Here is a 25,858-nt window from a genome sequence, read left to right as displayed (position 1 = left end):
TCAGGATCCCTCCATGAACAGCTCCCGCATCGCTTCCCGCATTGCCGCCGCCGCAGTCGCGGTCCTGGCCTTGACCGCGCAGGCCCAGGAAGCCACGCTGAAAAAGATCAAGGACAGCGGCGCCATCACGCTGGGCCACCGCGAATCCTCGTTCGGCTTCTCGTACAACGACGGCAGCGGCAAGCCCGTGGGCTACAGCATCGACATCTGCATGCGCATCGTCGACGCCATCAAGACCGAGCTCGGCATGCCCAGGATCGACGTCAGGTACCAGATGGTCACCTCGCAGAACCGGATCCCGCTGGTGGTCAACGGCACGGTGGATATCGAGTGCGGCTCCACCACCAACCTGATCGAGCGGCAAAAGCTGGTCGCCTTCTCGCCGGACATCTTCCGCTACAACGTCCGCATGCTGGTCAAGGCCGATTCGGGTGTGCGCGGCATCGCCGACCTGCAGGGCAAGAGGGTCGTGACGACTACCGGCACCACCTCGTTCCGCCTGCTGCGCGAAGCCGACAAGGGCCGCAACCTGGAGATCACGCCGATGGCCGGCAAGGACCATGCGGACTCCTTTCTGCTCGTGGAAAGCGGCCGGGCGCACGCCTTCGTGCTGGACGATATCCTGCTGGCCGGCCTGGTCGCGACCGCCAAGAATCCCCAGGACTTCATGATCACCGGCGAGCCGCTGCGCACCGAGAACCAGGCGCTGATGTACCGCAAGGACGAGCCGGCGCTCAAGGCCATCGTGGACCGCGTGGTCGGCGGCATGATGCAATCGGGCGAGATGGAGAAGCTCTACCAGCAATGGTTCATGGCGCCGATCCCGCCCAAAGGCGTGAACATCAACTACCCGCTGAACGCCGAGACGCGCGACGCCTTCGCCCACCCTTCGTCCAAAGGTATCTGAGACCATGCCCCGCGTCGCCCTGATCCACGCCCTCGCCCACTCGGTCGAACCCATCAACACGGCGTTCGCGCGCGACTGGCCCGAAGCCCGGCGCATGAACCTGCTGGACGACAGCCTGTCGGCCGACCTCGCCGAAGGCGGCCAGGGCCTGGACGCCGCGATGCACGCACGCTTCCAGCGGCTGGCCGACTACGCGGTGGACTGCGGTGCCCAGGGCATCTTGTTCACCTGCTCGGCGTTCGGCCCCTGCATCGAGGCGGTGGTGCGGCGCCATGCCGGCATCCCGGTGCTCAAGCCCAACGAGGCCATGGTCCAGGAAGCGGCGCGGGGCCGAGGCCGGCTCGGCCTGATCGCCAGCTTCGCCGGCACGCTGCAGTCCATGCCGCCGGAATTCCCGGCCGCGGTGCCACTGGAACCGGCGCTGGCCGAAGGCGCGCTGCAAGCGCTGAACGCGGGCGACACGGCACGCCACGATGCGCTGGTCGCCGCGCAGGCCCGCACCCTGGCCGCGCGCGGCTGCACACGCATCGCGCTGGCGCAGTTCAGCATGGCACGGGCGCGCGCAGCCTGCGAGCAGGCCACGGGGCTGCCGGTGCTGACGACGGTGGACAGCGCGGTGCAGGCGCTGCGCGAACGGCTCGGCGGCTGAGCAGGACTTGCCGGGCAGCCTCGCCCGTGGCCGTGCACCGCGGCCCGGGCGGCACGACCGCAGGCAGCCGCACCACGGTCCTGCGTGCAGAAGAAGCCGCCTACCCGCCCCGTGGAAACGCCACCACCCGCTCCAGCGCCGGCCGCACGCCGATCCACTCGCCGATGCGGTGCTCGCAGTGGCTGGGCACGTGGGCCAGCACGGTCTCGCCGGAGGCCAGGCGCAGCGTGTACAGGAACTCCGCGCCGCGGAAGGCCTTGCGCACGAGTTCGGCCTTGACCGGCGCGTCCGCGTCGTACACCACGTCGTCGGCGCGCAGCAGCAGGTCCAGCGGGCCGTCCGGCAGCGCGGCGGCCTGGGCCGCCACCGCGCCGTTGAGCGGGCCCAGCGGCGTCTCGATCACGGCGCGCCCGCCGGCGCGCGCGAGCCGGGCCGGCGCGAACACCCCGTGGCCGATGAAGTCGGCGACGAAGCGCGTGGCCGGCCGGTGGTACAGCGTGTGGGCGTCGGCCCACTGGTGCAGCCGGCCCTCGTGCATCACGCCGACGGCGTCGCCGATCGCGAAGGCCTCCAGCTGGTCGTGCGTGACGAACAGCGCGGTGGCGCCGGCGGCCTTCAGGATCTCGCGCACCTCGTGCGCCAGGCGCTCGCGCAGCTCGACGTCGAGGTTGGAGAACGGCTCGTCCAGCAGCATCAGCCGCGGCCGCGGCGCCAGCGCGCGCGCCAGCGCCACGCGCTGCTGCTGGCCGCCGGACAGCTCGTGCGGCGCGCGCCGCTCGGCGCCTTCCAGGCCGACCAGCGCCAGCACCTCGGCCACGCGCGCGGCGCGCTCGGCCCGCGGCAGCGCCTGCAGGCCGAAGCCGACGTTGCGGCCCACGTCCAGGTGCGGGAACAGCGCGTAGTCCTGGAACACCATGCCGATGCGCCGCTGCTCGGCCGGCAGCTGCACGCCGGGCGCGCTGACGCATTCGCCGGACAGCCGGATCTCGCCGGCCTGCGCCGGCTCCAGCCCGGCCACGCAGCGCAGCAGCGTGGTCTTGCCGCAGCCCGACGGGCCGATCAGCACGCCGATCTCGCCGGCGGCCAGGCCGAAGCTCACGTCCTGCACGGCCGGCCGCGCGCGGCCGGGGTATTGCACGACGAGATGGGAGACGTCCAGGAACATGGGCCGCGATTGTAGGCAGGCGTGATGCGTACAATTCTCATCTGGCCCGCGCGCCTGCCTTCCCGTTCCCGCCTCGCCCCCTCCCATCCCCGCACCGATGCCCCGCCGCTGGCTGTCCCTGTCGAGCATGCTGCTGGCCGCCGGGCTGCTGAGCCTGCCGGTGCTGGCGGTGCTGGGCTCCTGGACGCAGTGGGACGCCGAGACCGCCCAGATCCTGCGCGAGCTGCGCCAGACCGTGCTGCCGGGCTACGTCGGCACCACGCTGGCGCTGGCGGCCATGGTCGGCGTGGGCGTGGTGCTGGTCGGCACCGGCGCGGCCGCCTGCGTGACGCTGTTCGACTTCCGCGGCCGGCGCACGCTGGAATGGGCGCTGCTGCTGCCGCTGGCGATGCCGGCCTACGTGGTCGCCTACGCCTACACCGACTTCCTGCAGTTCAGCGGCCCGGCGCAGACCTGGCTGCGCGAGAGCTTCGGCCTGCGCGGGCGCGTGCTGCCCGAGGTGCGCAGCCTGGGCGGGGCGGTCGTGGTGTTCACGTTAGCGCTGTATCCCTACGTCTACCTGCTGGCGCGCACCGCGCTGGCCGAGCGCGCCGCGCACCTGCTGGAGGCGGCCCGGCTGCTCGGCGCGCCGCTGGGGCGGCGCATCCGCCAGGTCGCGCTGCCGATGGCGCGCCCGGCCATCGCCGCCGGCGCCGCGCTGGCGCTGATGGAGACGCTGGCGGACTTCGGCGTGTCCAGCTATTTCGGCATCCAGACCTTCACCGCCGGCATCTACAAGGCCTGGCTGGCCATGGACAACCGCATCGCCGCGGCCCAGCTGTCCACGATGCTGCTGGTGTTCGTGGCCGTGCTGCTGGCGCTGGAGCAGCGCGCCCAGGCGCGCCTGCGCTTCGCCAGCGCGCGCGGCCGCGCCGGCGGCCACGACGCGCGGGCGGTGCCGCTGGCGGGCTGGCGCCAGGCGCTGGCGCAGGCGCTGTGCGCCTTCCCGGTGCTGATGGGCTTCGTGCTGCCGGTGGCCTTCATGCTGCGGCCACTGTCGGCCGACTGGTCGGTGCTGCCCTGGGACCGCTTCGTGCAATGGGCCGGCAACAGCGTCACGCTGGGCGCGCTGACGGCCGTGGCCGCGGTCGCGCTGGCGCTGTTCCTGGCGTACTGCGTGCGCCGCACGCCCGAGCGGCTGCAGCGCGCCGCCGTGCAGCTGGTCGGCCTGGGCTATGCGGTGCCGGGCGCGGTGGTCGTGGTCGGGCTGCTGCTGCCGGTCGGCTGGCTGCAGCAGGCCGCGCCGGAGCTGGGCGCCGCCTACTGGGTCACCGCCACGGTGCTGGGCATCGTCTGGGCCTACCTGGTGCGCTTCTCGGCCGTGGCGCTGCAGTCCATGCAGAGCGGCTACGCGCGCATCCCGCGCAGCTTCGACGACTCGGCCCGCACGCTGGGCGCGGGCGGCGCGGCGCTGCTGGCGCGCGTGCACTGGCCGCTGCTGCGGCGCTCGGCCGCCGCGGCCGCGCTGCTGGTGTTCGTGGACGTGATGAAGGAGCTGCCGGCCACCATGGTGCTGCGCCCCTTCAACATGGACACGCTGGCCGTGGTGGCCTACCAGCTGGCGCGCGACGAGCGCCTGGGCGAGGCCGCGCTGCCCTCGCTGGCGCTGGTGCTGGTCGGGCTGGCGCCGGTGCTGCTGCTGAGCCGCACGCTCCGCAGCCGCGGCTGACCCGCGCCGCAGCGCGCCCGCCGGCCCGCCGCCGCGCGCGACGATGGAATGCCGGTGCCCGCTTACCGCGCGCCCGAGGGGCCGCGCTCCAGGTGGCGGAACTTGATGCGGCCCTTGCTCAGGTCATAGGGCGACATCTCCAGCGACACGCGGTCGCCGGCCAGGATGCGGATGTGGTGCTTGCGCATGCGGCCGGCGCTGTAGGCCACGAGCTGGTGGCCGTTCTCCAGCAGCACGCGGTAGCGCGAATCGGGCAGCACTTCCTCCACCACGCCGCTCATTTCGATCAGATCTTCCTTCGCCATTCGTTAGCTTTCGTTGTGTACGTGCGCATCCGGGGCGGGTGCGGGCCTGGCGGCCCATGCCGCCGGGACATCCATCGCGCCGCCATCCGGCCGGACGGGGTCCAGCGGGCCGTGCAAACCAATCAGCAGGGGTCGATCGCCGCTGCGCCTGGCGCCGCAGGCGGGCGGACCGGTGGCCGATGCGTCCGCCATGGCGGCGGAGGACTGGCGGCGATGGGCGCGCAAGAGTCTACCGGAAGGCGGCCCATGCTGCTGCGGGCACGGCGATCGACCCGCCGGCGCGGCGGGGCTCTCGCCCTCACAGCGCCACCACCAGCAGCCGCCCCGACAGCGGCGCGGCGCCCAGCGCGTCCAGCGGCACGCTGTTGCGCGCGCTGGTGACGTGCAGCCGGCCCTGCGGGCCGTGCGCGTCGAAGGCCAGGTCCGTGGCGCCGGGCACGGGCAGGCCGACCACGCGGTCGAGCTGCCCGTCGGGCGTGAAGCGCACGACCGACCAGCCATCGGCCAGCGCGGCCCAGACGCCGCCCTGCGCGTCGAACGCCAGCCCGCCGAGCCGGCCCGAGCCCCGGGGCACCGTGGCCAGCCGGCGCACCGCCGCCTGGCCGGGCTGCAGCAGCAGGATCGTGCCGGAGCCGGGCGCCGTAGCCAGCAGCGCGCCGTCCTGCGGCCCCGCGCGCCAGCGCAGCGCCGCGACCGGCTCGCCGACGCGCCACTGCACCTGCAGCCGGCCGTCCGCCTGCACGCGGCCGATCGCCGTGCCGGACTCGGGTAGCGCCAGCGCGGCCCAGAGCGCGCCGTCCTCGCCCGCGCAGGCCGCCAGCGTGCGGCCCGGCGGCCAGGGCAGCGTATGCACCACAGCGCCCTCGTTGTCCAACTGCACCGCGGTCTCCTCGGTCACGGCCACCAGCGCGCCGGCGTGCAGCAGCAGGCTGGCCACGGGCGCGGCCACCTCGCACAGCAGCCGGTCCGCGCCGTCCTCCACCACGCGCACCGCCGGCGCCAGCACATCGGCCCAGTACAGCCGCCGGCCGTCGGCGGACCACAGCGGATGCGCGCCGTGGAAGGCCCAGGGCCCGGGCACGGCCTGCACCGCGGCCGGCGCCGGCGCGGCCGGGGCCTCGCGCAGCACGGGCATCTGCGCGCCCACGCGCCGCGCGGCCTCGGCCACCTCCGGGCCGAGCAGCTCCAGCCGCGCGCGCGTCAGCCGCCAGGCCGGCCCGGCCACGCTGATCGCGCCACGCACCGCGCCGGCCGCGTCGACGACGGCCGCGCCCACGCAGCGCACGCCCAGCACGATCTCCTCGTCGTCGATCGCGTAGCCGCGCGCACGCGTGATGCGCAGCTCGGCCTGCAGGCGCCGGCGGTCGGTGATGGTCAGCGGCGTCAGCGCCTTCAGCACCGCTTCGCGCACGATGGCGTCGCGCGCCTCGTCCGGCAACGCGGCCAGGATGGCCTTGCCCTGGCTGGTGCAGTGGACCGGCTTGCGCTGGCCCAGCACCGCGGCCGAGCGCTGGCTGTGCGCGCCGTCGCAGCGCTCCAGCGAGATCACCTCGCGCCCGTCCAGCGTGGCGAGGTAGGTGGTCTCGCCGGTCAGGTCGCGCAGCGCGCGCAGCTCCAGCGCGGCGGCGGCCACGAGGTCGGGCATGGCATAGGCCTGGCGGGCCATCTCGAAGCAGCGAAAGCCCAGGCAGTAGACCTTGCGCAGCGGATCGCGCCGCACCAGCCCGCGCGCGACCAGCGTGGCCAGCAGCCGGTAGACCGTGGTGCGCGGCAGCGCCAGCCGCTCGGCCAGGTCGCTCTGGCTCAGCCCCTCGGGGGCGGCGCCGATCGCGTCCAGCACGTCCAGCGCCTTCTCCAGCGCGCCTGTTCCTTCGCCGCCCGGTGCTGCCATGTTTGTCTCAAATGGTGGGTATCGGGCCGGATCCGGCGGGCGCCGGCACCTGCGCGGAGATTCTATTTTTCAGGGGCGGCGCCTAGGATTCGCGGACACCCGGCCGCCCCCGGCACCCGCCGTTCCATCCCATATGTTGAGACACGCATGAGCCCGAACAACCCGCCACCGCTGGCCCGCATCCCGCAGCGCACACCCGCGCCGCACGTGCCCGACGCGGTGCTCGACCGCCTGGCCCGCTGCACCAGCGGCTCGCTGACGACGCAGCTGTACATCAAGGGCCTGCGCCAGCCGGTGCTGTGCGGCCTGAAGCCGCTGAACAAGAAGGTCCGGCCCTTCGCCGGCCGCGCCTACACCATGCGCTTCATCCCGGCGCGCGAGGACATCGACGCCTACGGCAACCTGACGACCGAACCCTCGGCCGACAACCTGCAGTGGGTCGGCGTGGAACAGATCGAGCCCGGCCACGTGCTGGTGATCGACAGCAACCGGGACGGCCGCGCCGCCTCGATGGGCAACATGCTGGTCACCCGCATGATGATGCGCGGCGCCCGCGGCGTGGTGACCGACGGCAGCTTCCGCGACGGCACCGAGCTCGCGGAGATGGACTTCCCGGCCTGGTGCACCGGCGTGACGGCGACCACGCGGCTGTCATACCACCACGTGGCCGACCTGCAGGTGCCGATCGGCTGCGCCGGCGTGGCCGTGTACCCGGGCGACGTGATCCACGGCGACGGCGACAACGTCACCGTCATCCCCGCCCACCTGGCCGAGGAGATGGCCGAGCTGTGCGAGCGGCGCGACGACATCGAGGCCTACCTGGCCCTGCGCGTGAAGGCCGGCGAGCCCCTGTGGGGCCTGTACCCGCCGAGCGAGGCCACGCGCCGGCAGCACCGCGACTGGGCCGCGGCCGGCCGCCCAGAGATCGCGCCCGCCCGCCCCGCCGGCACGCCACCGACCCGAGACGCCGCATGACCACCCGCACCCCTGCGTTCTACGACGCGCTGATCCGCCGCTATTTCGACGCCTGCAACGCCGGCGACTACCAGGCGCTGGTCGACTGCTTCACGCCCGACGCCGTGCACTACTTCCCCGCCGGCCTGCCCGAGGTGCCCTGGCGCGGCGCCGGCACCATCGCGCAGCAGTGGGTCTGGTGCGTCGAGACGCTGGGCTCGCAATGGACCATCGAGCGCATCCTCGTCAGCCACGACAAGCCCGAGGCCATGATCGAGTGGACACACTGGAAGAACAGGAGCGGCACCGCGCTGCGCGGCGCCGAGTGGTACCTCTTCGAGGGCGACCGCATCCAGGAGATCCGCGCCTACTACGCCTCGCCGGCCGACAAGGCCGTGGCGGTCAACGAGCTGGTCGGCTTCGACTACGCCGGGCGCGGCTACGCGCTGAAGAGCCCGGACCCGGGCCGGTGATCCGCCACGCCACGCTGCGCCGCCCCGCCGGGCGGCGCGCCGTCACGCGAACCGCCGGCTGACGAAGCGGGACCCGGCCAGCCCGAAGCGCCAGGGCACGTCCCGGGCCTTCGAAATGCCGATGCGCACGCCGACCACCACCGCGGGCGCCGCGGGCGGCGGCCGCAGCGCGAACGGCGCGCGGTCGATCGGCAGCCCGTCGCAGGCCCGGGTGATGCCCAGCGCCTGCCCCACGCGCCCCGGGCCGGCGCACAGCAGCCGGTCTTCCACCGGCCCGCGGCGCCGGCGCATCATCTCCAGGCCGTCGGTGGGCTCCAGCGCGCGGATTAGCACCCCGGCGCCATGGCCGGCTTCGCGGCAGACGAGGTTGAGGCACCAGTGGATGCCGTACGAGCGGTACACGTAGGCATGCCCGGGCGGGCCGAACATGGTGGCGTTGCGCGCGGTGGGACCGCTGTAGCTGTGCGAGGCCGGGTCGTCCGCGTCGTAGGCCTCGGTCTCGACGATGCGGCCGCCGACGCCGTCGACGAGCAGCACCGTGCCGATCAGCGCGCGCGCGACGTCGACCGAGGGGGCTTCGAAATCGATGGTGGCGATGGGCTGCATGGTGGAGGGCCGATGGTACGCAGCCGCCCACCCATGGCAGCGCCGGGGCCGGCTACTCGGTGCGCTCCAGCATGCCGATCAGGAAGGCCGCGCCGGGCCGGCCGGCACGCGCCGCCTGCAGCAGCAGCGCATGCGCGCGCTCCGCGTCGCGCTGCACGCGCGGGCCGTACAGCGGCTCGCCGACCAGCCGCATGAAGCCGGCGCGCTCGGCCGCCACCGGGTCGCCGGCGGCGGCCAGCCGCTCGTAGAGCGCGAGCGAGCGGTCGAACTGCTCGTCGTAGTAGGCGTGGTGGGCCGCGTCCAGGCCGGCCGGCAGCCGCGCCGCGGCCACCGCGCCCAGGGTCGTCGTTGCCGCCACCGCGACGGCGGCCAGCCAGAGGGATCGGCGCATGGTGTGTTCTCCTACAACGTGGTTGACGAAAGGAAGGGACCCGCCTGCGGCGCCCGGGCCATGCCCAGGAAGCACACCAGGCGGTCGTCGACGGCCTGCGCATGCGTCACCGGCCCCAGGTGCCCCATGCCGGGCAGCACCTGGTGGTGCGCCGTGCGCAGCAGGCCGGCGATGCGCGCCGTGGCGGCGTTGGTGCGGCCGCCGGCGAGGCACAGGGGCGGCATGGTCAGGTTGGCCAAGGCGCCGGCCGGCAGCGCTTGCTTGCAGACGAACGTCGAACTGTCGGCCGACGCTCGGCATGCGGCCCGCCACGTCGCGCCGCTGCGCCGGATGGAGGCGCTCCCAGGCGCCCGGCCCGGAGCAGGCCGACGCGGCGCTGGCATGCAGCAGCACGACCGCCTGCCGCTCGGCCGCCGTGGACAGGGCCCCCATGGCCTCAGCGCCCCGCGCGGTCCGCGCGCGCCGCGATGCGCGGCACCAGCATGCCGACCTGCCTGCGGTACGCGCGGTAGCGCTCGCCGAACCGCAGCAGCAGGTCGCACTCCTCGAAGGCGATGCCGACCAGGATGTAGGCGCTCAGCCCGAGTGCGAACAGCAGGTGCCCGAAGGTCATGACGGGCACGGCCCACAGCCCCAGCAGGAAACCCAGGTACAGCGGATGGCGCACGTAGCGGTAGAACAGCGGGGTCCTGAACACGTCCGGCGGCGCGGCGCCCCGCGCCCCGGCCGCGAACACCTGCCGCAGCCCGAACAGCGCGAAGTGGTCGAGCAGGAAGGTGCTGACCAGCGCGACCAGCCAGCCGAGCGCGAACAGGCCCCACAGCAGCGCCGCGGCGCCCTCGTGCGCGACCCGCCACACGACCGGGGTGCCGATCGGCACCCAGAACCGGAACAGCAGCGCCAGGGCCACGCAGCTGGCGACCACGAAGGTGCTGCGCTCGACGGCCGCCGGGACGACCTGCGTCCACCAGCGCTTGAAGCCGCGGCGCGCCATCACGCTGTGCTGCACGCCGAACAGGAGCAGCAGCAGCGCATCCGTGCCCAGGGCCTCGAAGAGGCCGGCGCTGGCGCCGACGTCGACCGACCGGGGCACCAGCAGGTTGCCGCTGAAGCCGATGAAATACAGCAGCGTCGCCATGCACGCCAGGTAGGCGAGCAGGCCATAGAGGATGGAGAACAGCGTGCGCACGGCGGGCTCCTGGTGCAGGGGGAAGCGCCACGGTAGCCGCCGGGCGTCCCTTGCGCGTCCCTGGGCAACGGCACGCCGGACCGCTATAACCCGGCCATGCCTTCCCGCGCCCGTTCCGCCCCCGGTGCCCCGCCCGTCCTGGCGCTGCAGGTCTTCGGCGTGCCCGCGGCCACGGTGCAGGGGCAGGCGGTCCCGCTGTCGCTCCAGCGCGCCGTCGCGCTGCTGGCCTACCTCGCCTTCCACCCGGGGCCGGTGCCGCGGGCGCACCTGGCCGCCCTGCTCTGGCCGGACGCCGGCGAGGCGCAGGCCCGCACGCGCCTGCGCCGGCTGGCCTACACGCTGGAGGAGGCGCTGGGCTGCCCGGTCTTCTCCGCCAGCAACGACTGCCTCGCCCTGCCGGCGGACCGGGTCGAGACCGACGCCCTGCGCTTCGCACGGTTCGCGCGCCACGCCGTCGCCGCGGAAACGCTGGACGACGCCACCCTCGCCGAAGCGCGGCGATGGCTGGACGCTGCGCGCCGCCCGCTGCTGCAGGGCATCGGCTTCGGGTCCGGGCCGTTCGACGACTGGCGCCAGGCCGAGTCCATCGCCCACGAGCACCTGCTGGCGCGCCTGCTGGAACGGGTCGTCGATGCCCTGGCCCGGCGCGGCCGGCCCGCCGAGTTCGCGGCGGCGCTGGACCTGGCCGAGACGCTGCTGGCGCTCGACGCCTGCCGCGAGCCCAGCTACGTCCTGCTGATGCAGCTGCACGCCCTGCAGGGCCACAGCGCCGGCGTCGAGGCCGCGTACACGCGCTGCGCGGAGGTGCTGCGCGCGGAGTTCGGCATCCGGCCCGGCCCGCAGACCGAGGCGGCCTACCTGCGCATGACCGAAGACCTGCGGCGGCTGCAGTCCCACCGCGTCGAGCGGCCCGGCGTGCTCTTCGCCGACAGCGCCGCCGGCGCCATCGCCTACACGGTGCTCGGCGCGGGCGGGCCGCCCCTGGTCGTCTGCCCCGGCTTCGTGGGCCACATCGAGCTGGCGCTGGAGTACCCGCCGTTCCGCACGGCCGTCCAGGCGCTGGCCGGGCGCTTCCAGGTGGTCCTGTTCGACCGGCGCGGGCTCGGCCTGTCCGAGCGCCTGCGCGCCACGGGCACGCCGGCCGCCCTGGCGCAGGACGTCGCGGCGATCCTGGACGACGCGGGCATGCGCAGCGCCTGGCTGTTCGGCTCGTCCGAGGGCGGCCTGGGCGCGATGCGCCTGGCCGTGGACCAGCCGGAGCGCGTCGCCGGACTGTGCCTGTTCGGGGCGCTGGCGCGGGGCTCCGCCGCGCCGGACTATCCGTGGGCGCTGCCGGCCGCCGCCTACGACGTCTGGCTGCAGCGGCTCGTCGCCGCGTGGGGTGGCCCGGTGGGTATCGAGACCTTCGCGCCCAGCGGGCAGGACGATCCCGCGCTGCGCGCCTGGTGGGCCCGCCTGGTGCGGCACGCCGCGTCGCCCGGCGGGCTGCAGGCCATCCTGGCCGGCCTGCGCGATGCCGACATGCGCGCAGATCTGGCGCGCATCCGGGTGCCCACGCTCGTGATGCACCGGCGCGGCGACCGCGCCGTCCGCTTCGAGGCCGGCGAACAGCTGGCCCGGGAGATCCCCGGCGCCGCCTGGCGGCCGCTCGCAGGGATCGATCACTTCTGGTGGTGCGGCGACAGCGACGCCGTCATCCAGGCGATCCTGGCGTTCGCGCGCAGGCAGGATCAAGGACCACTTGCCGATCAGGGCAGCGATGCATCCGGCTGCGCATCCGCGCCACCGCCCAGCACCTTGTAGATCGTCACCCGGTTGGCGGCCTCCTGCAGCTGCAGCGTGACGAGGGCCTGCTGGGCGCTGTAGAGCGAGCGCTGGGCGTCCAATGCCTCCAGGTAGCTGTCCACACCGCGCTGGTAGCGCGCCAGCGCCAGTGCGTGGCGGCGCTGGCTGGCGGCCACCAGCGCGGTCTGGGCATCGATCTGCTCGTTGATGCGCGCACGGGCCGCCAGGGCGTCGGCCGCCTCGCTGAAGGCAGTCTGGATGGCTTTCTCGTACTGGGCGACGTTGATGTCCTTCCCGATCGTCGCAGCGTCCAGCTCGGCCTGCAGCGCGCCGCCCTGGAAGATCGGCACCGTGATGGTGGGGACGAAAGACCACGTGCGCGCGCCGCCGCCGAACAGGCTGGAAAGCTGCGTGCTGCTGCGGCCGGCGGCGGCCGTCAGCGAGATGCTGGGGAAGAATGCGGCGCGCGCCGCGCCGATGTCGGCATTGGCGGCCTTGAGCGTGTGTTCGGCGTACAGCACGTCGGGGCGCAGCAGCAGCACGTTCGAGGACAGGCTGGCCGGCAGCGGCGCAAGACGCACCGCGTCGGCGGCCGCCTGCGGATCCGGCAGCAGCGCCTCAGGCACGGTGGCGCCTGCCACCAGTTCCAGCGCATTGCGCGCCTGTGCCAGCGCGGTGTCGTAGCTGGCGACATCGGCGCGGGCGCTTTCCACGCTGGTCTGCACCTCGGCCAGGTCGAGGCCGGAGGCCGCCCCGCGCGCATGCTTGGCGGCCGTGAGCTTCAGGGTCTCGTTCTGGCTTTCCAGCGCCTTGCGCGCCAGGGCCAGGCGCTGCTGGTAGGCGCCGACGGTCAGCCAGTCGGCAGCGGCCTCGGCGACCAGGCTCATGCGGGTGCTGCGCTGCGTCTGCGCGGTGGCCAGCCAGGTTTCCAGCGCCTGGTCGTTCAGGCTGCGCAGGCGGCCAAACAGGTCCAGCTCCCAGTTGCTGAAGCCGACCTCCGCCGACACGGTGCGGCTGACTTGCGAGCTGCCGTTCACGCTGGCACGCGACGCGGTGCGGCTGGCCGCAGCCTGCACGCTGGGCAGCACCTCGGCCTGCTGGATGCGGTATTGCGCGCGCGCCTTCTCGATGTTGAGCATGGCCACGCGCAGGTCGCGGTTGTTCTGCAGGGCCAGTGCGATCACCTGCTGCAGCCGAGCATCCAGGAACACCTCGCGCCACGCCAGCGAGGCCACTTCCGATGCCGCCGGATCGCTGGTGGGCGCGTCACGGAAATGGGCCGGCACGGGCGATGCCGGCCGGACGTAGCCGGGCGCCATGCTGGCGCATCCGGCCAGTGCCAGGGCACAGGCCGCCAGCGCGAACGGCGTTCGGGCAAACCTGCGTGTCATGCCGCCACCCCGTCGGCCTTCGGCACGGACCGGTCGCGGCGCGGCCGGCCCGGGAACAGGCTGCGCACCAGCACGTAGAACAGCGGCACGAAGAAGATGCCCAGCCCCGTGGAAGCCAGCGTGCCGCCCAGCACGCCGGTGCCCAGCGAATGGCGGCCGCCGGAGCCAGCGCCGGTGCTGACCGCCAGCGGCAGGACACCCAGCATGAAGGCCAGCGAGGTCATCAGGATCGGCCGCAGCCGCAGCCGTGCGGCCTCCAGCGTGGCATCGAGCAGCGGTTTGCCGCGATCCTCCAGCTCCTTGGCGAACTCGACGATCAGGATGCCGTTCTTAGCCGCCAGCCCCACGGTGGCCAGCAGGCCGACCTGGAAGTACACGTCGTTGCTCAGTCCGCGCAGCCAGGTGAACAGCAGTGCGCCCACCACGCCGATCGGTACGGCCAGCATGACCGAGAACGGGATCGACCAGCTCTCGTACAGCGCGGCCAGGCACAGGAAGACGAACAGCAGCGACACCGCGTACAGCAGCGGCGCCTGCGCACCGGACTGTTGTTCCTGGTAGGACAGGCCCGACCAGGCATAGCCGAAGCCGCTGGGCAGTTGCTGCACCAGCCGGGCCATCTCGGCCATGGCCTCGCCCGAGCTGACGCCGGAGGCGGCCTGGCCGCTGATCTCCATGGACGCCGAGCCGTTGAACCGCGCCAGCGAGGCGGGGGCATGGCGCCAACCCGCGCTGGAGAAGGCGGAGAACGGCACCATCTGGCCGTCGCTGTTGCGCACGGACCAGCGGCCGATGTCCTGCGGCAGCATGCGCGAGCCGGGCTCGCCCTGGACGTAGACCTTCTTGATCCGACCGCGGTTGACGAAATCGTTGACATAGGTGCTGCCCAGCGCGGTGGACAGCGTGCTGTTGACGTCGCTTTGCGACAGGCTCAGTGCGCTGGCCTTGGCGTCGTCCAGCGCCAAGTCGAAGGTCGGCGCGTCCTCCAGGCTGGCGTAGCGCACGGATTCCAGCTTGCCGCTCTTGGCGGCCAGCGCCAGCAGTTGGTTGCGCGCGGCCACCAGCGCCTCGTGGCCGGCACCGCCCAGGTCCTGCAGCTGCAGGGTGAATCCAGCGCTCTGCCCCAGCCCCGGGATGCCGGAAGGCGCCATCGCGAAGATCTGGGCGTCGAGGAACCTGCGGCCCATTTCCTGGGTGATGCGCATGCCGATCGAGGCAGCGTCGGCCTGGCGCTCTCCCCAGTCCTTCAAGCGCACGAAGCCCATGCCCGAGTTCTGGCCGCTGCCCCCGGTGCTGAAGCCCGCCACCGCCATCACCGACTCGACCTCCGGCTGGCCGCGCATGTACTCGGACACCTGGTCGATCACCTGGAGCGTCTGCTGCTGGGTGGCGCCCGAGGGCAGCTTGACCTGCACCATCAGCATGCCCTGGTCCTCCTCCGGCAGGAACGACGTGGGCAGGCGCCAGAACAGCAGCGCCATCACCGCCAGGATGGCTGCGAAGGCCAGCATGCCCAGCCGGCGACGCCGGGTCACGCTCGCCACGCCACCGTGGTAGCGGCGCCCGGCGCGGTCGAACCGGTCGTTGAACCAGCCGAAGAAGCGTCCCAGCGGTCCGCGGCGCGTGACGTGTCCGTCCTCGTCGATCGGATTCAGCAGCGTGGCGCACAGCGCCGGCGTCAGCGTCATGGCCACCAGCACCGAGAGGACCATCGCCGCGGCGATGGTCACCGAGAACTGGCGATAGATGGCGCCGGTGGAGCCGCCGAAGAAGGCCATGGGCAGGAACACCGCCGTGAGCACCAGCGCGATGCCCACCAATGCCCCCGTGATCTGGCCCATCGACTGGCGCGTGGCCTCGTAGGGCGAGAGTCCCTCCTCGCTCATCACACGCTCGACGTTCTCGACGACGACGATGGCGTCGTCCACCAGCAGGCCGATGGCCAGCACCATGGCAAACATCGACAGCGTGTTGATCGAATAGCCCAGCACCGACAGCACACCGAAGGTGCCCAGCAGCACCACCGGTACGGCGACGGCCGGAATGAGGGTGACGCGCCAGTTCTGCAGGAACAGGTACATGATCGCCACCACCAGCGCGACGGCCTCGAACAGCGTCTTGACCACCTCCTCGATGGAGATCTTCACGAAGGGCGTGGTGCTGTAGGCCACGTGGTAGCTCAGGCCGCTCGGGAAGAAGGGGGCCAGGTCCTGCAGCCTGGCTTCCACGGCCTTGGCCACGTCCATGGCGTTGGCGCCCGATGCCAGCTCGATCCCCATGCCGGCCGCAGGCTTGCCGTTGAACTTGCTGACCGTCGAATAGTCCTGGCTGCCCAGTTCGACGCGCGCCACGTCCGACAGCCTCACCACCGCGCCGCGGCTGTCGGACTTGACGATGATGGCCTTGAACTGGTCCACGGTCTGCAGCCGGGTGCGCGAGGACACGGTGGCGTTCAGCGCCTGTCCGTCGACCGACGGCAGGGCGCCCAGGGAGCCGGACGAGACGTCGGCGTTCTGCACCTGGATGGCGCTGGTGACGTCCGAGGGCATCAGGGAATAGGTGCGCAGCTTCTCCGGATCGAGCCAGATGCGCATGGCGTACTTGGACCCCATCACCTGCACGTTGCCTACGCCGGAGACGCGGCTGATCGGGTCCTGCAGCGTGGAGACCATGTAGTCGGCGATGTCGGTGCCGTCCATGCTGCCGTTGTCGGAGGTGAAGGCCAGCACCATGAACATGCTGCCGGAGGACTTGGTCACCGTGACGCCGGTGCTCTGCACGGCCTCGGGCAGCATCGACTGGGCCTGCTGCATCTTGTTCTGCACCTGCACCTGCGCGGTGTCCGGATCGGTGCCCGAGGCGAAGGTCAGCATGACCGACGAGCTGCCGGAGGACGAACTGCTGGAGGACATGTAGAGCAGGTTGTCCAGGCCGGTCATCGCCTGCTCGATCACCTGGGTGACCGAGTTCTCGGTGGCCTCGGCCGAGGCGCCGGTATAGGTCGCGCGGACCGATACCGAGGGCGGTGCGATGTCCGGGTACTGCTCCACCGGCAGGGTGGCGACGGCCAGCATGCCCGCCAGCGAAATGACGATGGCGATGACCCAGGCGAAGATGGGGCGGTCGATGAAGAAGCGCGCCATGGTCCGCTTACTCCGCCTGGCCCGGCGCTGCCGCCTGCCCGGTCTTCACCTGCTGGCCGGCGGCAACCCGGCTCGCGCCCTCAACGATCAGTTGCTCGCCGGCCTTCAGGCCGCCGGTGACCACCCATTGGCCCTTCAGCGCATCGCCGGTCTGCACCACGCGCTCCTCGACCTTGCCTTGGGCGTCCACCAGCTTCACCGTCGCCTCGCCCTTGGTGTTGCGGGAGACGGCGCCCTGCGGCACCAGGATCGCCTGCTCGTTGACGGCCATGGGAAGCATCGCCCGCACGTAGGCGCCAGGCAGCAGCAGCCCATCCGGGTTGGGCACCACGGCGCGCAGCATGACGTTGCCGGTACCGGTATCGATCGAGGTGCCCACCATCTCCAGCGTGCCCGTGTGGGCGTAGGTGCTGCCGTCCTCCAGGACGATCCTCACCTGGGCCTTGCCGCCAACGGCCTTCAGGGCGCCGCTGTCGATCTGCCGGCGCAGGGCCAGCAACTGCGCGCTGGACTGGGCGACGTCCACGTAGATCGGGTCGAGCTGCTGGATCGTGGCCAGGGCCGTGTCCTGGTTGGCGGTGACCAGCGCGCCTGGCGTGTAGGTGGAGGTGCCGATGCGCCCGCCGATGGGGGCGGTGACGCGGGTGTAGTCCAGGTTGATCTGCGCCGTTCGCAGCGCGGCCCTGGCGGCCAGGACGGACGCCTGGCTCTCGCGCAGCGCGGCCTCGGCCTCGTCCCCGTCCTGCCGGCTGACGGCGTCGATCTCGGCCAGGTCGCGGTAGCGCTCTGCCTTGGGCCGGGCGGAGAGCACCGCGGCTTCGGCCTTGGCCAGGTCGCCCTGGGCGCTCTCGTGGGCGGCCTGGTAAAGGCGCGGGTCCAGCTCGTACAGCACCTGGCCGGCCTTGACCTGCTGGCCTTCGGTGAACAGGCGCCTGCGGATGATGCCGCCGACCTGGGGGCGCACGTCCGAGACCATGTACGCGACCGTTCGGCCGGGCAGCGACTGCTCCAGCGCCAGGGACTGCGTGGCCAAGGGCTGGACCTTGACGACCGCCTCCTGCATCGGCGGCGGCTGATCGGACGTGCAGGCGGCCAGCACCAATGCCAGCGTGCAGGCCAGCACACCGAACGCGCGCGGCAACACAACAGGACGTGAATCGGGAGGGGGCATGCGGCGACCTCGTGCAAACGGGGAGGCCGCGATGATGCTCAGCGAATGTGCAGCAAATCGCCAGACAGGCCAGCCCGGCCCGCCTGGCGCGGGCTACTCCATGTCGAACCGGTACCCCACGCCGTAGATCGAGGCGATGGGATCGCCAGAAGCGCCGGCCTCGGCGAGCTTGCGGCGCAGGTTCTTCACGTGGCTGTCCACCGTGCGATCGGTGACGATGCGGTGGTCGGTGTAGAGATGGTCCATCAGCCGGTCCCTCGACCAGACGCGGCCCGGCGCGCCGGCCAGCGTGCGCAGCAGGCGGAACTCCACCGGCGTCAGTTCCAGCCACCGTCCATGCAGCGCCGCGCGGCAGCCCGGCTCGTCGATCTGCAGGCCGTCGGGTGCCGCGGCACCGGTGCGCCGGTAGCGGCGCAGCACCACGCCCACGCGCGCGACGACCTCGCGCGGGCTGAACGGCTTGCAGATGTAGTCGTCCGCGCCCACCTCCAGGCCGAGCAGCCGGTCCAGCTCGGCCACGCGCGCGGTGACCATGATCACCGGCACGTCGCTGTCGGCGCGCAGCGCGCGGCACAGGTCCACGCCGTCGGCGCCGGGCAGCATCAGGTCCAGCAGCACCAGGTCGGGCCGCCAGCGGCGGAAAACATCCGGCACCCGCAGGCCGTCCGCCACCCATTCGGTCTCGTGGCGCGCCGCTTTCAGGTAGTCGCACAGCACCGCCGCCAGGCGCGGCTCGTCCTCCACCACCAGGATGCGGGCAGGATGGTCGGCAGGTCGGGTCATGGCAACAGGGGAAGGTGGATGACGATGCGCAGGCCGCCCAGCGAGGACGGCTCGGCCCGGATCTCGCCACCATGCGCCTGGACGATGTGGCGGCAGATGGCCAAGCCGAGCCCGCTGCCGCCGCTGCCGCGGCTGCGCGAGGTCTCGACCCGGTAGAAGCGCTCGAACAGCCGCGACCGCTTGTCGCCCGGCACGCCAGGCGCGCTGTCCTCGATGGCAATCACTGCGCGTGTGTCTTCGCGAAGAACGGCGGCATGTACCCGCCCGCCACGATCGGTATAGCGCAAGGAGTTCTCCAGCAGGTTGGCGAACAGCTGCTGCAGGCGCCGTTCCTCGCCGTGCACGAGCAAGGGAGCGGCCTGCAGTTCGTCAGCCCGCAGGTCCAGGCCGGCGTCGGCGAAGCGGCCCTGCACGCCAGCCAGGGCGGCTTCGAGCACCGCCGCCACGTCGATGGGGGCGAAGCGGTAGGACGGCTCGGCCTGGGTCACCGACAGCTCGTGCAGGTCGTCGACCAGCTTGCCCAGTTGCTGCACCTGCCCCTGCAAGGGCGCCAGGCTGGCCGACTGCATGGGCCGGATGCCGTCCTGGATGGCTTCCAGTTCGGCGCGCAGCACCGCCAGCGGCGTGCGCAGCTCGTGCGAAATGTCGGCCATGAAGTCGCGGCGGCTTTGTTCCGTCTGCTCCAGCACGTCGGCCAGGCGGTTGACGTCCTGCACTAGCCGGCCCAGTTCATCGCCGGTGGTGCCTGCGATGCGGGTCGCGTAGTCGCCGGCCGCCAGCTTGTGGATGCCGCTGGTCAGTGCCCGCAGCCGCCGGGACAGGGCGCGTGAGAGCACCCAGGCCAGCAGCGCGGCCACGCTCACCGACGCCCCGCCGTTGATCCACCATGCGCGCTGCTGCGCCTGGTAGAAGCGCACGTCGCCTGCAGCGACGGCCTGCTCCAGCGGCACCATGCCCAGCCAGCCGACCGTGCGGCCATCCACCACCACGGCCTGTCGGATGGCGTCGGCAGCAGCGGCTGTGGGATTGCCCAGCAGCCGCTCGCCCTGCCCGTCGAACAACGCCAGGCGCATGATCACGCCCGACTGGTCGGACAGCGGTGGAGCATGGTCGAGTACGTCCTCCGCATCCACTTGCGGCGGCCTGAGAAGTTGAAACCATGTCTCGGGCTTGCCCCGCAGGAAGCCCCAGTCGCCATGCTTGCGGTATTCGTTGCCCAGGCGAGCGGCGATCTGCTGCATGCGCTGCACGCCCTGCTCGTTGAGATAGCCCAGGAAGGCGCGCTCGAAGCTCAGGCGCCCGGCGATGCCGTTGATCGCCAGCACCAGGGCGCAGGCGGCCAGCACGGCCAGGAAAAGCTTGGCCGGGATGCTCAGCTTCATCGGAACGTGGGATGCGGCGCCATGCCGCAACTAGGCCACAGAGACACGGCCCAGCGCAACAGCCACGGCGGCACGGGCCGTCAATCTCACGTTTTCCTGCACATTGCGGCGATCGCTCCGGCCCAGGACGCCAGGGTGCCGATCCCTAGCATCCGCAGCGTTCGCGATCCTGGCGTTCGCGCTCAGCCCCGCACGCGCAGGATCCCGCCGAAATACGCCGCCAGCGCCTCGCGCGCCTGCAGCGGCAGGACGTGCCCCACGTACTGGTCCGGCCGCACGATGACCACGCAGCCGGCGGCCCGGTCGATCCCGCGCGCGGCGAAGATGTCCTCGCCGCGCTGCGTGTCGGCGCAGAAGACCTTCTCGTAGTCGCACAGCCCGTAGCGCCCGACCCGCGGGCGCAGCAGCGTGGGCATGGCGCCGTAGTCGAGCGCGCGGAAACCCTGCTGGAACACCGCCCGGGTATCGATCACCGCATCCAGGTCCTCGCCCGGCGCGGTGTGGCGGCGCAGCGGCGAGGCCGGGTCGTGCTCCAGCCAGCCGCACAGCGCGGCCACCGCGCCGCCGGGCCCGCCCGCGTCCTGCGCCGGGGCGAACACGAACAGGCGAAAGCGCGCATCGGCCTCGATGCAGTGGCCCAGCTGCATGGGCTTGGCATCGGCCAGGCGCACGACGGGGGCGGAATGGAAGCGCTTGCCGATGTCGAATCCCGTCGCCAGATGCTGGTGGGTGGGCGCGCCGGTCAGCGCGCTGCGTTCGTACTGGATGGTCAGGCCGCAGGTGAAAGGCAGGTTGTTGACGAACTCGCGCGCCACGCGCGGCAGCCCGTCCGCGGCGTCGTCCTCGGCCCGTGCGCCGACGACGCGGGCCCACTTGTGGTCGAACTCCACCAGGCCCTTGGCCGCGGCGCGGCGTTCGCCGGAATAGCTGTGCAGCAGAGCCGGGTCGGCGCGGCCGGTCAGCACCGAGACCAGCTTCCAGCCCAGGTTGAAGGTGTCGCCCATCGACACGTTCATGCCCTGCCCAGCCTTGGGGCTGTGGGTGTGGCAGGCGTCGCCGGCCAGCAGCACGCGCGGCGCGCGGGTGGCGACCTGGTCGTCGGGCACGTCGTCGAACTTGTCGGTCAGGCGGTGGCCGATCTCGTAGATCGACCACCAGACCACCTCCTTCACCTGCAGTTCGAACGGCCGGAAGATGCGCTGCGACTTGGCGATGATGTCCTCGGCGCCCATGCCGCGGTCGGCGGCGCGCTCGTGCTCGCCCAGGCGGTCGAGCTCGACGTACAGCCGCACCAGATGCCCGCCCTCGCGCGGCAGCACCATCAGGATGCCCTCGTCCTTCGAGCGCACGAAGGACTTCATGCGCCAGTCGGGAAAGTCGGTGACGGCCAGCAGGTCGATGACGCCCCAGGCCTGGTGCGCCGCGTCGCCGTGCAGCGTGCCGCCGATGGCGCCGCGCACGGCCGAGCGCGCGCCGTCGCAGCCGACGACGTAGTTGGCGCGCACGGTCGAGGTCTGGCCCTCGCGGCCGGGGGCGGTGTGCTCCAGCGTGACGGTGACGGGATACTCGGCCGCGGCCGGATCGACCGCCAGGCCCGCCACCCGCACCCCGTAGTCGGGCGCCAGCCGGGTCGGCGCATGGCGCATGCGGTCCAGGAACATGTCGTGCACCCGCGCCTGGTTGATCAGCACGTGGGGCATCTCGGAAGTGCCGTCGGGCACGTCCTGCACGCGCGCGACGCGCGCGAGGGCCGCCCCCTCGCCCGGCGCCCAGAAGGTGGTCTCGTTGATCCAGACCGACTCGCGCATCACCTTCTCGGCGAAGCCGAAGGCCTGGAACATCTCCATCGAGCGCACGCTGATGCCGTCGGCCTGGCCTTTCTCCATCGGGCCCGCCTTGGGCTCCACCAGCATGGTGCGGATCTGCGGCACCTGGGCCAGCTGGGCCGCCAGACACAGGCCGGCCGGGCCGGAGCCGGCGATCAGCACGTCCACCGTCTCCGGCAGCGGATCGCCCGGGCGGCGGTGGCCCGGCGCCGCAGGCAAGATATCGGGATCGCCGGGCTTGAAGCCGTTCACGTGAAATTGCATGGTGTCGCCTCCAGAACGTTCGATGTCTATCGATAAGTTTGCTTATGATATGTATGCTTACTAAAAACGTCAAGCGCACGGAGCACGGGGATGGATAGGGTGGAGATGGCCGGGCACCTGATCCGGCGGCTGCACCAGCAGTCGACGCAGGTCTTCCAGGCACGGACGCGGACCGCCGGCTTCGACATGACCTCGGTGCAGTTCGCCGCGCTCGACGCCATCGCCGAGCAGCCCGGCATCGACCAGGCCAGCTTGGCCGCGGCCATCAGCTTCGACCGCGCCACGATCGGCGGGGTGGTCGACCGGCTGGAGAGCAAGGGCCTGGTGGAGCGCCTGGTCAGCCCGTCGGACCGCCGGGCGCGCCAGTTGCGCCTCACGCCCGGGGGCGAGCAGCTGCTGGCCGCCTGCCGGCCGGTGGTGGAAGCCCTGCAGGCCGACATCCTGGCACCGCTGTCGGCCACGGAGCGCGCCACCTTCCTGGCGCTGGCGCACAAGGCGCTCGGGCTGGACTGAAGCCGAAGACGGGCAACGGGCAACGGGCAGCGGGCAGCGGGCAGCGGGCAGCGGGCAGCGGGCAGCGGGCAGCGGGCAGCCAGCCTCGTGCATCGACGGCCGCCGCGAGCCCCCCTACTCCGCCTTGACGTTGTTCTCCCGGACCACCTTGCCCCAGCGCGCCGTCTCGGCCTGCATCCACGCGGCGATCTGCTGGCGGTTCATGTCCGAGGGCTCGGAGCCCAGTTCCTGCAGCCGCTTGCCGATGTCCGGCCGCGCCACGATGGCCCGGACGGCCGACTGCAGCTTGTCCAGCACCGCCGGCGGCGTGCCGCTCGGGGCCATCAGGCCCTGCCAGGAGCCGGTCACGAAGTTCGGGATCTGCGAGGCCACGGTGGGCACGCCCGGCGCCGCCGCGAACGGCTGGGCGCTGGTGACCGCGATCGCCCGGATCTTGCCGCTGTGCACCAGCGGATTCGTGGCCAGCACGCTGGCCATGGCGGTGTCGATCTGGCCGCCGGCCAGGTCGGCCAGCGCCTGGGCGCCGCCCTTGTAGCCGATCACGTTGAACGCGAAGCCGCGGTCCTGCGCCAGCAGGATGCCGGCCAGCTGGCTGATGGAGGCCAGCGGCGTGCCGAAGCTGGGGGGCCGGCCGGACGTCCTGGCGTAGGCGGCCAGCTCGTCGATGTTCCTGGCCGGCAGGTCCTGGCGCACCACCAGCAGGTGTGGCGAGTACGCGGGAATGGCGACCGGCGTCAGCTCCCTGGCCGGGTCGTAGCCGAGCTGCGGCAGCACGCTGGGGCCGATGGTCAGCACGCTCATGTCCAGCAGCAGCAGGTTGTAGCCGTCGGGCGCGGACTTGGCCACGAACGCCGCGCCGATGTGGCCGTTGCCGCCGGCCTTGTTCTCCACGATCACGGATTGCTTGAACACCTCGCCGAGCTCCCTGGCCAGCAGGCGGCCCAGCACGTCGGAGGTGCCGCCCGCGGGGTTCGGCACGATGATGCGGATCATCCTGTTCGGGTAGCCACCGGCGTCCTGCGCCTGCAGCGGCAGCGCGGCGCAGGCCAGCAGGGCCGCCGCGCCCAGGCCCAGCGCGCGCCGCGACGGGGCGGCCGGAAAAAAGCTCGTCTGCCGTGTCGATGCCATGGGAAGTCTCCTGTCCTGTTGTCGAAAAGGTGGCCTCAGGCCGCCCGGTGGATCACGTTCAGCAGCGGCTCGCCGCGCTGCAGCCGCTGGATGTTCCGGGCCATGCAGTCGTAGCGCCGCTCCAGCAGCGCCGGGGTGATGGCCGAGATGTGCGGCGTGGCGCGCACGTTCGGCAGCGCGTGGAGCGGCCAGCGCGACGGCGCGGCCGGCGGCCGGCCCTTCGCCGGGTACTGGTACCAGACGTCGAGCACGGCGCGGCCCGGGCGCTGCACCCGCAAGGCCTCGTACAGCGCCGAGGTCGTCGACGACCTCGGCGCGCGCGACGTTGACCAGCAGGCCCCGCGGCGGCAGCAGGGCCAGCCGACGCGCGCCGATCAGCCCGCGCGTGCCGTCGTCGAGCGGGCAGCACAGGACCAGCACGTCGGCGCGCGGCAGCACCGCGTCCAGCGCGGCGACGGCCACGGTCTCATGGGCCAGCTCGGCCGCGCCGGACCCGCCACTGCGCGTGACGGCGACCACCCGCATGCCGAACGCCCGCGCGCGCCGCGCGATCTCCTGGCCGATGTGGCCGAAGCCGACGATGGCCACCGTCCGGCCCCAGGCCTCGCCGTGCGGCGCCCGCGCCGCATACGCCTGCGCCCAGGCGTCGGCGTCGAGGCAGGCCGGGTACTGCCACAGCTGCAGGCAGTGCTCCAGGATGGCGTGCAGCGTGAACTCGGCGATCGGCACCTCGTGGCCGTGCACGTTGCAGACCACGGTGCCGGCCGGCAGGGCCTGGCAGGCGACCTGCTCCGCGCCGGCGCCGGGCACCTGCACGAGCCGGCAGCGCAGGCGCGCCGCTTCGCCGGCGGCGATGCTGTTGCCGATGACCACGTCGGCCCGGATCTCGCCCGTGGCCGGCAGGGCGTCCAGGGCCTGCACCTCGTGGCCGGGCCCGAGCAGCGCGCGCAGGCGCGGCGCGTTCGGCGCGTGGAGGCCGACGATCTTGATCTGCATGCGGTGGTGTCTCCCGGGGCGGATGCGTTCAGCGGCTCTCGCGCACGGTCAGCCCGGGCTGCAGCCGCAAGCCGTCCTTCAGGCGCGTGCCGAGGCCGGCGGCGGCCGGCGGCTGGGCCATGCCGTCCGCGATCACCGGCAGGTCGGTCACGATGTCGCGGTACCAGGTGGCCAGCGTCGCGCGCACCACCTCCTGGTAGATCGCGGTCGGCGCGTGCAGGGCCATGTGCAGGCCGGCCATCAGCGTCACGGGGCCGGTGCAGTCGTGCGGCGCCAGCGGCCGGTTCCAGGCCTGGGCCAGCGCGGCGATCTTGCGGCCCTCGGTGAAGCCGCCGCACCAGGCCAGGTCCAGCATCACCACGTCCAGTGCGTCGCCGGCCAGCAGGTCGCGGAACGGGCGCAGGCCGCCCAGCGTCTCGCTGCCGCAGATCGGCACGCGCGTGCGCCGGCGCAGGTCCGCGAGGCCGGCCACGTCGTCCATCTTGTTCAGCGGGTCCTCGACCCAGAACACGCCGACCTCCTCCAGCGCCTGGCAGATGCGCAGCGCCGAGTGGCCGCCGAACAGGCTGTGCAGCTCGCACATCACTTCGATCCGGTTGCCGACGGCCTCGCGGATCCGGCGGAACGGCTGCAGGCCCTTCTCCAGGTCCGGCAGGCTGATCAGGTGGCCGGCGCTGGCCGGCGCGTAGACATCGAACGGCCAGATCTTCATGGCCTTGTAGCCCTCGGCGAGCAGGCTTTCGGCCAGTGCGCCGGCATCGCGCATGAAGGCGATCTGGTCGTCGTAGGGGCCTTCCGGCCGGTCGCCGGCGCCGATGTCGCGGCGCTGGCCGCCGGTGTTGAAGGCATAGCCCGCGCAGGTGTTGTAGACCGGCACGCTGGGGCGCGCGCCGCCCCCCAGCGCCTGGTAGACGGGCACGCCCTGGCGCTGGCCCGCCAGGTCCCACAGCGCGATGTCGACGGCGCTGGCCGCGCGCACCTCGGTGCCCGAGCCGTGGTAGCCCACGTAGGGCGTGAGCAGGTGGCGCGAGATGCCTTCGATGTGCCGCGCGTCGCGGCCCAGCAGCCAGGGCGCGAGCTCCTCGTGCAGGCAGGTCTCGACCGAGGCGGCGCCGCGGAAGGTCTCGCCCAGGCCGACCAGGCCGTCGCTGGTTTCGATCTCCAGCCAGATCAGGCTGGGCCGGCTGGGCAGGCGGTAGGTGCGCAGGCAGCGGATGTCGGGCATGGGAATGGCTCCG

The 25,858-nt window shown here is 72.6% G+C and carries 22 protein-coding genes and 2 pseudogenes; 7 read left to right on the top strand and 17 right to left on the bottom strand.

Features of this window, described 5'->3' with window-relative positions; genetic code table 11:
- The first annotated feature begins 13 nt into the window (after nt 1–13).
- Together QM782_RS11500 and QM782_RS11495 are read left to right on the top strand one after the other, a co-directional pair.
- Complete coding sequence (locus tag QM782_RS11500; protein ID WP_415203047.1) at nt 14–907, top strand: amino acid ABC transporter substrate-binding protein; 894 nt, start codon at nt 14–16, stop codon at nt 905–907.
- Nucleotides 908–911: 4 nt separating this feature from the next.
- Nucleotides 912–1,556, top strand: a complete 645-nt coding sequence (locus tag QM782_RS11495; RefSeq protein ID WP_415203046.1) for an aspartate/glutamate racemase family protein — start codon at nt 912–914, stop codon at nt 1,554–1,556.
- 100 nt (nt 1,557–1,656) lie between these two features.
- On the opposite strand, the gene QM782_RS11490 is transcribed toward QM782_RS11495, so the two are convergent.
- Nucleotides 1,657–2,721: an ABC transporter ATP-binding protein gene (locus tag QM782_RS11490; RefSeq protein WP_415203045.1), complete on the bottom strand. Its 1,065-nt coding sequence runs from the start codon at nt 2,719–2,721 to the stop codon at nt 1,657–1,659.
- 97 nt (nt 2,722–2,818) lie between these two features.
- Between QM782_RS11490 and QM782_RS11485 the strand changes: the two genes are divergently transcribed.
- Complete coding sequence (locus QM782_RS11485; RefSeq protein ID WP_415203044.1) at nt 2,819–4,429, top strand: ABC transporter permease; 1,611 nt, start codon at nt 2,819–2,821, stop codon at nt 4,427–4,429.
- A gap of 62 nt (nt 4,430–4,491) precedes the next feature.
- Here the strand turns inward: QM782_RS11485 and infA are convergent, their stop codons facing one another.
- Nucleotides 4,492–4,734, bottom strand: coding sequence for a translation initiation factor IF-1 (infA, locus tag QM782_RS11480; RefSeq protein WP_415203043.1), 243 nt, complete (start codon nt 4,732–4,734; stop codon nt 4,492–4,494).
- A gap of 298 nt (nt 4,735–5,032) precedes the next feature.
- A complete protein-coding gene (locus QM782_RS11475) occupies nt 5,033–6,625 on the bottom strand; it encodes an IclR family transcriptional regulator C-terminal domain-containing protein (RefSeq protein ID WP_415203042.1) in 1,593 nt (530 codons plus the stop codon).
- Nucleotides 6,626–6,772: 147 nt separating this feature from the next.
- Between QM782_RS11475 and QM782_RS11470 the strand changes: the two genes are divergently transcribed.
- Together QM782_RS11470 and QM782_RS11465 are read left to right on the top strand one after the other, a co-directional pair.
- Nucleotides 6,773–7,600 (top strand): ribonuclease activity regulator RraA, encoded by an 828-nt coding sequence (locus QM782_RS11470; protein ID WP_415203041.1) that lies wholly within the window; start codon nt 6,773–6,775, stop codon nt 7,598–7,600.
- Nucleotides 7,597–8,052 (top strand): nuclear transport factor 2 family protein, encoded by a 456-nt coding sequence (locus QM782_RS11465; protein ID WP_415203040.1) that lies wholly within the window; start codon nt 7,597–7,599, stop codon nt 8,050–8,052. Before QM782_RS11470 ends, QM782_RS11465 begins: the two co-directional genes overlap by 4 nt.
- Nucleotides 8,053–8,094: 42 nt before the next feature.
- On the opposite strand, the gene QM782_RS11460 is transcribed toward QM782_RS11465, so the two are convergent.
- The 4 genes from QM782_RS11460 to mddA form a co-directional block, all read right to left on the bottom strand.
- Nucleotides 8,095–8,658: a DNA-3-methyladenine glycosylase gene (locus QM782_RS11460; protein WP_415203039.1), complete on the bottom strand. Its 564-nt coding sequence runs from the start codon at nt 8,656–8,658 to the stop codon at nt 8,095–8,097.
- A 52-nt stretch (nt 8,659–8,710) separates the two neighbouring features.
- Complete coding sequence (locus tag QM782_RS11455) at nt 8,711–9,049, bottom strand: hypothetical protein (RefSeq protein ID WP_415203038.1); 339 nt, start codon at nt 9,047–9,049, stop codon at nt 8,711–8,713.
- A gap of 11 nt (nt 9,050–9,060) precedes the next feature.
- Nucleotides 9,061–9,273: a hypothetical protein gene (locus QM782_RS11450; RefSeq protein ID WP_415203037.1), complete on the bottom strand. Its 213-nt coding sequence runs from the start codon at nt 9,271–9,273 to the stop codon at nt 9,061–9,063.
- 212 nt (nt 9,274–9,485) lie between these two features.
- On the bottom strand, nt 9,486–10,238 hold the full coding sequence (mddA, locus tag QM782_RS11445; RefSeq protein ID WP_415203036.1) for a methanethiol S-methyltransferase: 753 nt from the start codon (nt 10,236–10,238) through the stop codon (nt 9,486–9,488).
- 96 nt (nt 10,239–10,334) lie between these two features.
- Here mddA and QM782_RS11440 point away from each other — a divergent pair, with 96 nt between their 5' ends.
- Complete coding sequence (locus QM782_RS11440; RefSeq protein WP_415203035.1) at nt 10,335–12,041, top strand: alpha/beta fold hydrolase; 1,707 nt, start codon at nt 10,335–10,337, stop codon at nt 12,039–12,041.
- On the opposite strand, the gene QM782_RS11435 is transcribed toward QM782_RS11440, so the two are convergent.
- The 6 genes from QM782_RS11435 to QM782_RS11410 all read right to left on the bottom strand — a co-directional run bounded on the left by QM782_RS11435 (nt 11,987) and on the right by QM782_RS11410 (nt 21,983).
- Nucleotides 11,987–13,342: an efflux transporter outer membrane subunit gene (locus QM782_RS11435; RefSeq protein WP_415203034.1), complete on the bottom strand. Its 1,356-nt coding sequence runs from the start codon at nt 13,340–13,342 to the stop codon at nt 11,987–11,989. The two genes, QM782_RS11440 and QM782_RS11435, sit on opposite strands and share 55 nt — an antisense overlap.
- Before the next feature lie 68 nt (nt 13,343–13,410).
- On the bottom strand, nt 13,411–16,557 hold the full coding sequence (locus QM782_RS11430) for an efflux RND transporter permease subunit (RefSeq protein ID WP_415203033.1): 3,147 nt from the start codon (nt 16,555–16,557) through the stop codon (nt 13,411–13,413).
- A gap of 7 nt (nt 16,558–16,564) precedes the next feature.
- Nucleotides 16,565–17,728, bottom strand: coding sequence for an efflux RND transporter periplasmic adaptor subunit (locus QM782_RS11425; RefSeq protein WP_415203032.1), 1,164 nt, complete (start codon nt 17,726–17,728; stop codon nt 16,565–16,567).
- A gap of 93 nt (nt 17,729–17,821) precedes the next feature.
- Nucleotides 17,822–18,511, bottom strand: a complete 690-nt coding sequence (locus QM782_RS11420; RefSeq protein ID WP_415203031.1) for a response regulator — start codon at nt 18,509–18,511, stop codon at nt 17,822–17,824.
- Nucleotides 18,508–19,893, bottom strand: coding sequence for a sensor histidine kinase efflux regulator BaeS (gene baeS, locus QM782_RS11415; RefSeq protein ID WP_415203030.1), 1,386 nt, complete (start codon nt 19,891–19,893; stop codon nt 18,508–18,510). Before baeS ends, QM782_RS11420 begins: the two co-directional genes overlap by 4 nt.
- Nucleotides 19,894–20,075: 182 nt before the next feature.
- Nucleotides 20,076–21,983: an FAD-dependent monooxygenase gene (locus QM782_RS11410; RefSeq protein WP_415203029.1), complete on the bottom strand. Its 1,908-nt coding sequence runs from the start codon at nt 21,981–21,983 to the stop codon at nt 20,076–20,078.
- 105 nt (nt 21,984–22,088) lie between these two features.
- Here QM782_RS11410 and QM782_RS11405 point away from each other — a divergent pair, with 105 nt between their 5' ends.
- Nucleotides 22,089–22,496, top strand: a complete 408-nt coding sequence (locus tag QM782_RS11405) for a MarR family winged helix-turn-helix transcriptional regulator (protein WP_415203028.1) — start codon at nt 22,089–22,091, stop codon at nt 22,494–22,496.
- A 114-nt stretch (nt 22,497–22,610) separates the two neighbouring features.
- On the opposite strand, the gene QM782_RS11400 is transcribed toward QM782_RS11405, so the two are convergent.
- The 4 genes and pseudogenes from QM782_RS11400 to QM782_RS11385 form a co-directional block, all read right to left on the bottom strand.
- Nucleotides 22,611–23,816, bottom strand: a complete 1,206-nt coding sequence (locus QM782_RS11400) for a Bug family tripartite tricarboxylate transporter substrate binding protein (protein ID WP_415205630.1) — start codon at nt 23,814–23,816, stop codon at nt 22,611–22,613.
- A gap of 11 nt (nt 23,817–23,827) precedes the next feature.
- Nucleotides 23,828–23,875 (bottom strand): annotated as a pseudogene (locus QM782_RS11395) (hypothetical protein); the annotation flags it as partial.
- A 61-nt stretch (nt 23,876–23,936) separates the two neighbouring features.
- A pseudogene (locus QM782_RS11390) lies at nt 23,937–24,620 on the bottom strand (NAD(P)-dependent oxidoreductase); the annotation flags it as partial.
- Between the two features lie 28 nt (nt 24,621–24,648).
- Entirely contained in the window at nt 24,649–25,845 is a 1,197-nt protein-coding gene (locus tag QM782_RS11385; protein ID WP_415203027.1) for a mandelate racemase/muconate lactonizing enzyme family protein, read from the bottom strand.
- Between the last annotated feature and the right edge of the window lie 13 nt (nt 25,846–25,858).

Origin of the sequence: Pseudorhodoferax sp. (genome assembly GCF_047601025.1) — a bacterium.
Taxonomy (GTDB): domain Bacteria; phylum Pseudomonadota; class Gammaproteobacteria; order Burkholderiales; family Burkholderiaceae_C; genus Pseudorhodoferax.
Note: the sequence above shows the minus strand (reverse complement) of the source record. Positions and strands in the feature narration are given on the sequence as shown.

Coding starts and splice junctions, on each gene's coding strand:
- QM782_RS11455 (WP_415203038.1), bottom strand. CDS start 9,049: ATGCGCCGATCCCTCTGGCTGGCCGCCGTCGCGGTGGCGGCAACGACG.
- QM782_RS11460 (WP_415203039.1), bottom strand. CDS start 8,658: ATGCAGCCCATCGCCACCATCGATTTCGAAGCCCCCTCGGTCGACGTC.
- QM782_RS11450 (WP_415203037.1), bottom strand. CDS start 9,273: ATGCCGCCCCTGTGCCTCGCCGGCGGCCGCACCAACGCCGCCACGGCG.
- QM782_RS11385 (WP_415203027.1), bottom strand. CDS start 25,845: ATGCCCGACATCCGCTGCCTGCGCACCTACCGCCTGCCCAGCCGGCCC.
- QM782_RS11430 (WP_415203033.1), bottom strand. CDS start 16,557: ATGGCGCGCTTCTTCATCGACCGCCCCATCTTCGCCTGGGTCATCGCC.
- QM782_RS11475 (WP_415203042.1), bottom strand. CDS start 6,625: ATGGCAGCACCGGGCGGCGAAGGAACAGGCGCGCTGGAGAAGGCGCTG.
- QM782_RS11490 (WP_415203045.1), bottom strand. CDS start 2,721: ATGTTCCTGGACGTCTCCCATCTCGTCGTGCAATACCCCGGCCGCGCG.
- QM782_RS11500 (WP_415203047.1), top strand. CDS start 14: ATGAACAGCTCCCGCATCGCTTCCCGCATTGCCGCCGCCGCAGTCGCG.
- QM782_RS11435 (WP_415203034.1), bottom strand. CDS start 13,342: ATGGCGCCCGGCTACGTCCGGCCGGCATCGCCCGTGCCGGCCCATTTC.
- QM782_RS11410 (WP_415203029.1), bottom strand. CDS start 21,983: ATGCAATTTCACGTGAACGGCTTCAAGCCCGGCGATCCCGATATCTTG.
- QM782_RS11495 (WP_415203046.1), top strand. CDS start 912: ATGCCCCGCGTCGCCCTGATCCACGCCCTCGCCCACTCGGTCGAACCC.
- QM782_RS11420 (WP_415203031.1), bottom strand. CDS start 18,511: ATGACCCGACCTGCCGACCATCCTGCCCGCATCCTGGTGGTGGAGGAC.
- QM782_RS11425 (WP_415203032.1), bottom strand. CDS start 17,728: ATGCCCCCTCCCGATTCACGTCCTGTTGTGTTGCCGCGCGCGTTCGGT.
- QM782_RS11485 (WP_415203044.1), top strand. CDS start 2,819: ATGCCCCGCCGCTGGCTGTCCCTGTCGAGCATGCTGCTGGCCGCCGGG.
- infA (WP_415203043.1), bottom strand. CDS start 4,734: ATGGCGAAGGAAGATCTGATCGAAATGAGCGGCGTGGTGGAGGAAGTG.
- QM782_RS11405 (WP_415203028.1), top strand. CDS start 22,089: ATGGCCGGGCACCTGATCCGGCGGCTGCACCAGCAGTCGACGCAGGTC.
- QM782_RS11440 (WP_415203035.1), top strand. CDS start 10,335: ATGCCTTCCCGCGCCCGTTCCGCCCCCGGTGCCCCGCCCGTCCTGGCG.
- baeS (WP_415203030.1), bottom strand. CDS start 19,893: ATGAAGCTGAGCATCCCGGCCAAGCTTTTCCTGGCCGTGCTGGCCGCC.
- QM782_RS11465 (WP_415203040.1), top strand. CDS start 7,597: ATGACCACCCGCACCCCTGCGTTCTACGACGCGCTGATCCGCCGCTAT.
- QM782_RS11470 (WP_415203041.1), top strand. CDS start 6,773: ATGAGCCCGAACAACCCGCCACCGCTGGCCCGCATCCCGCAGCGCACA.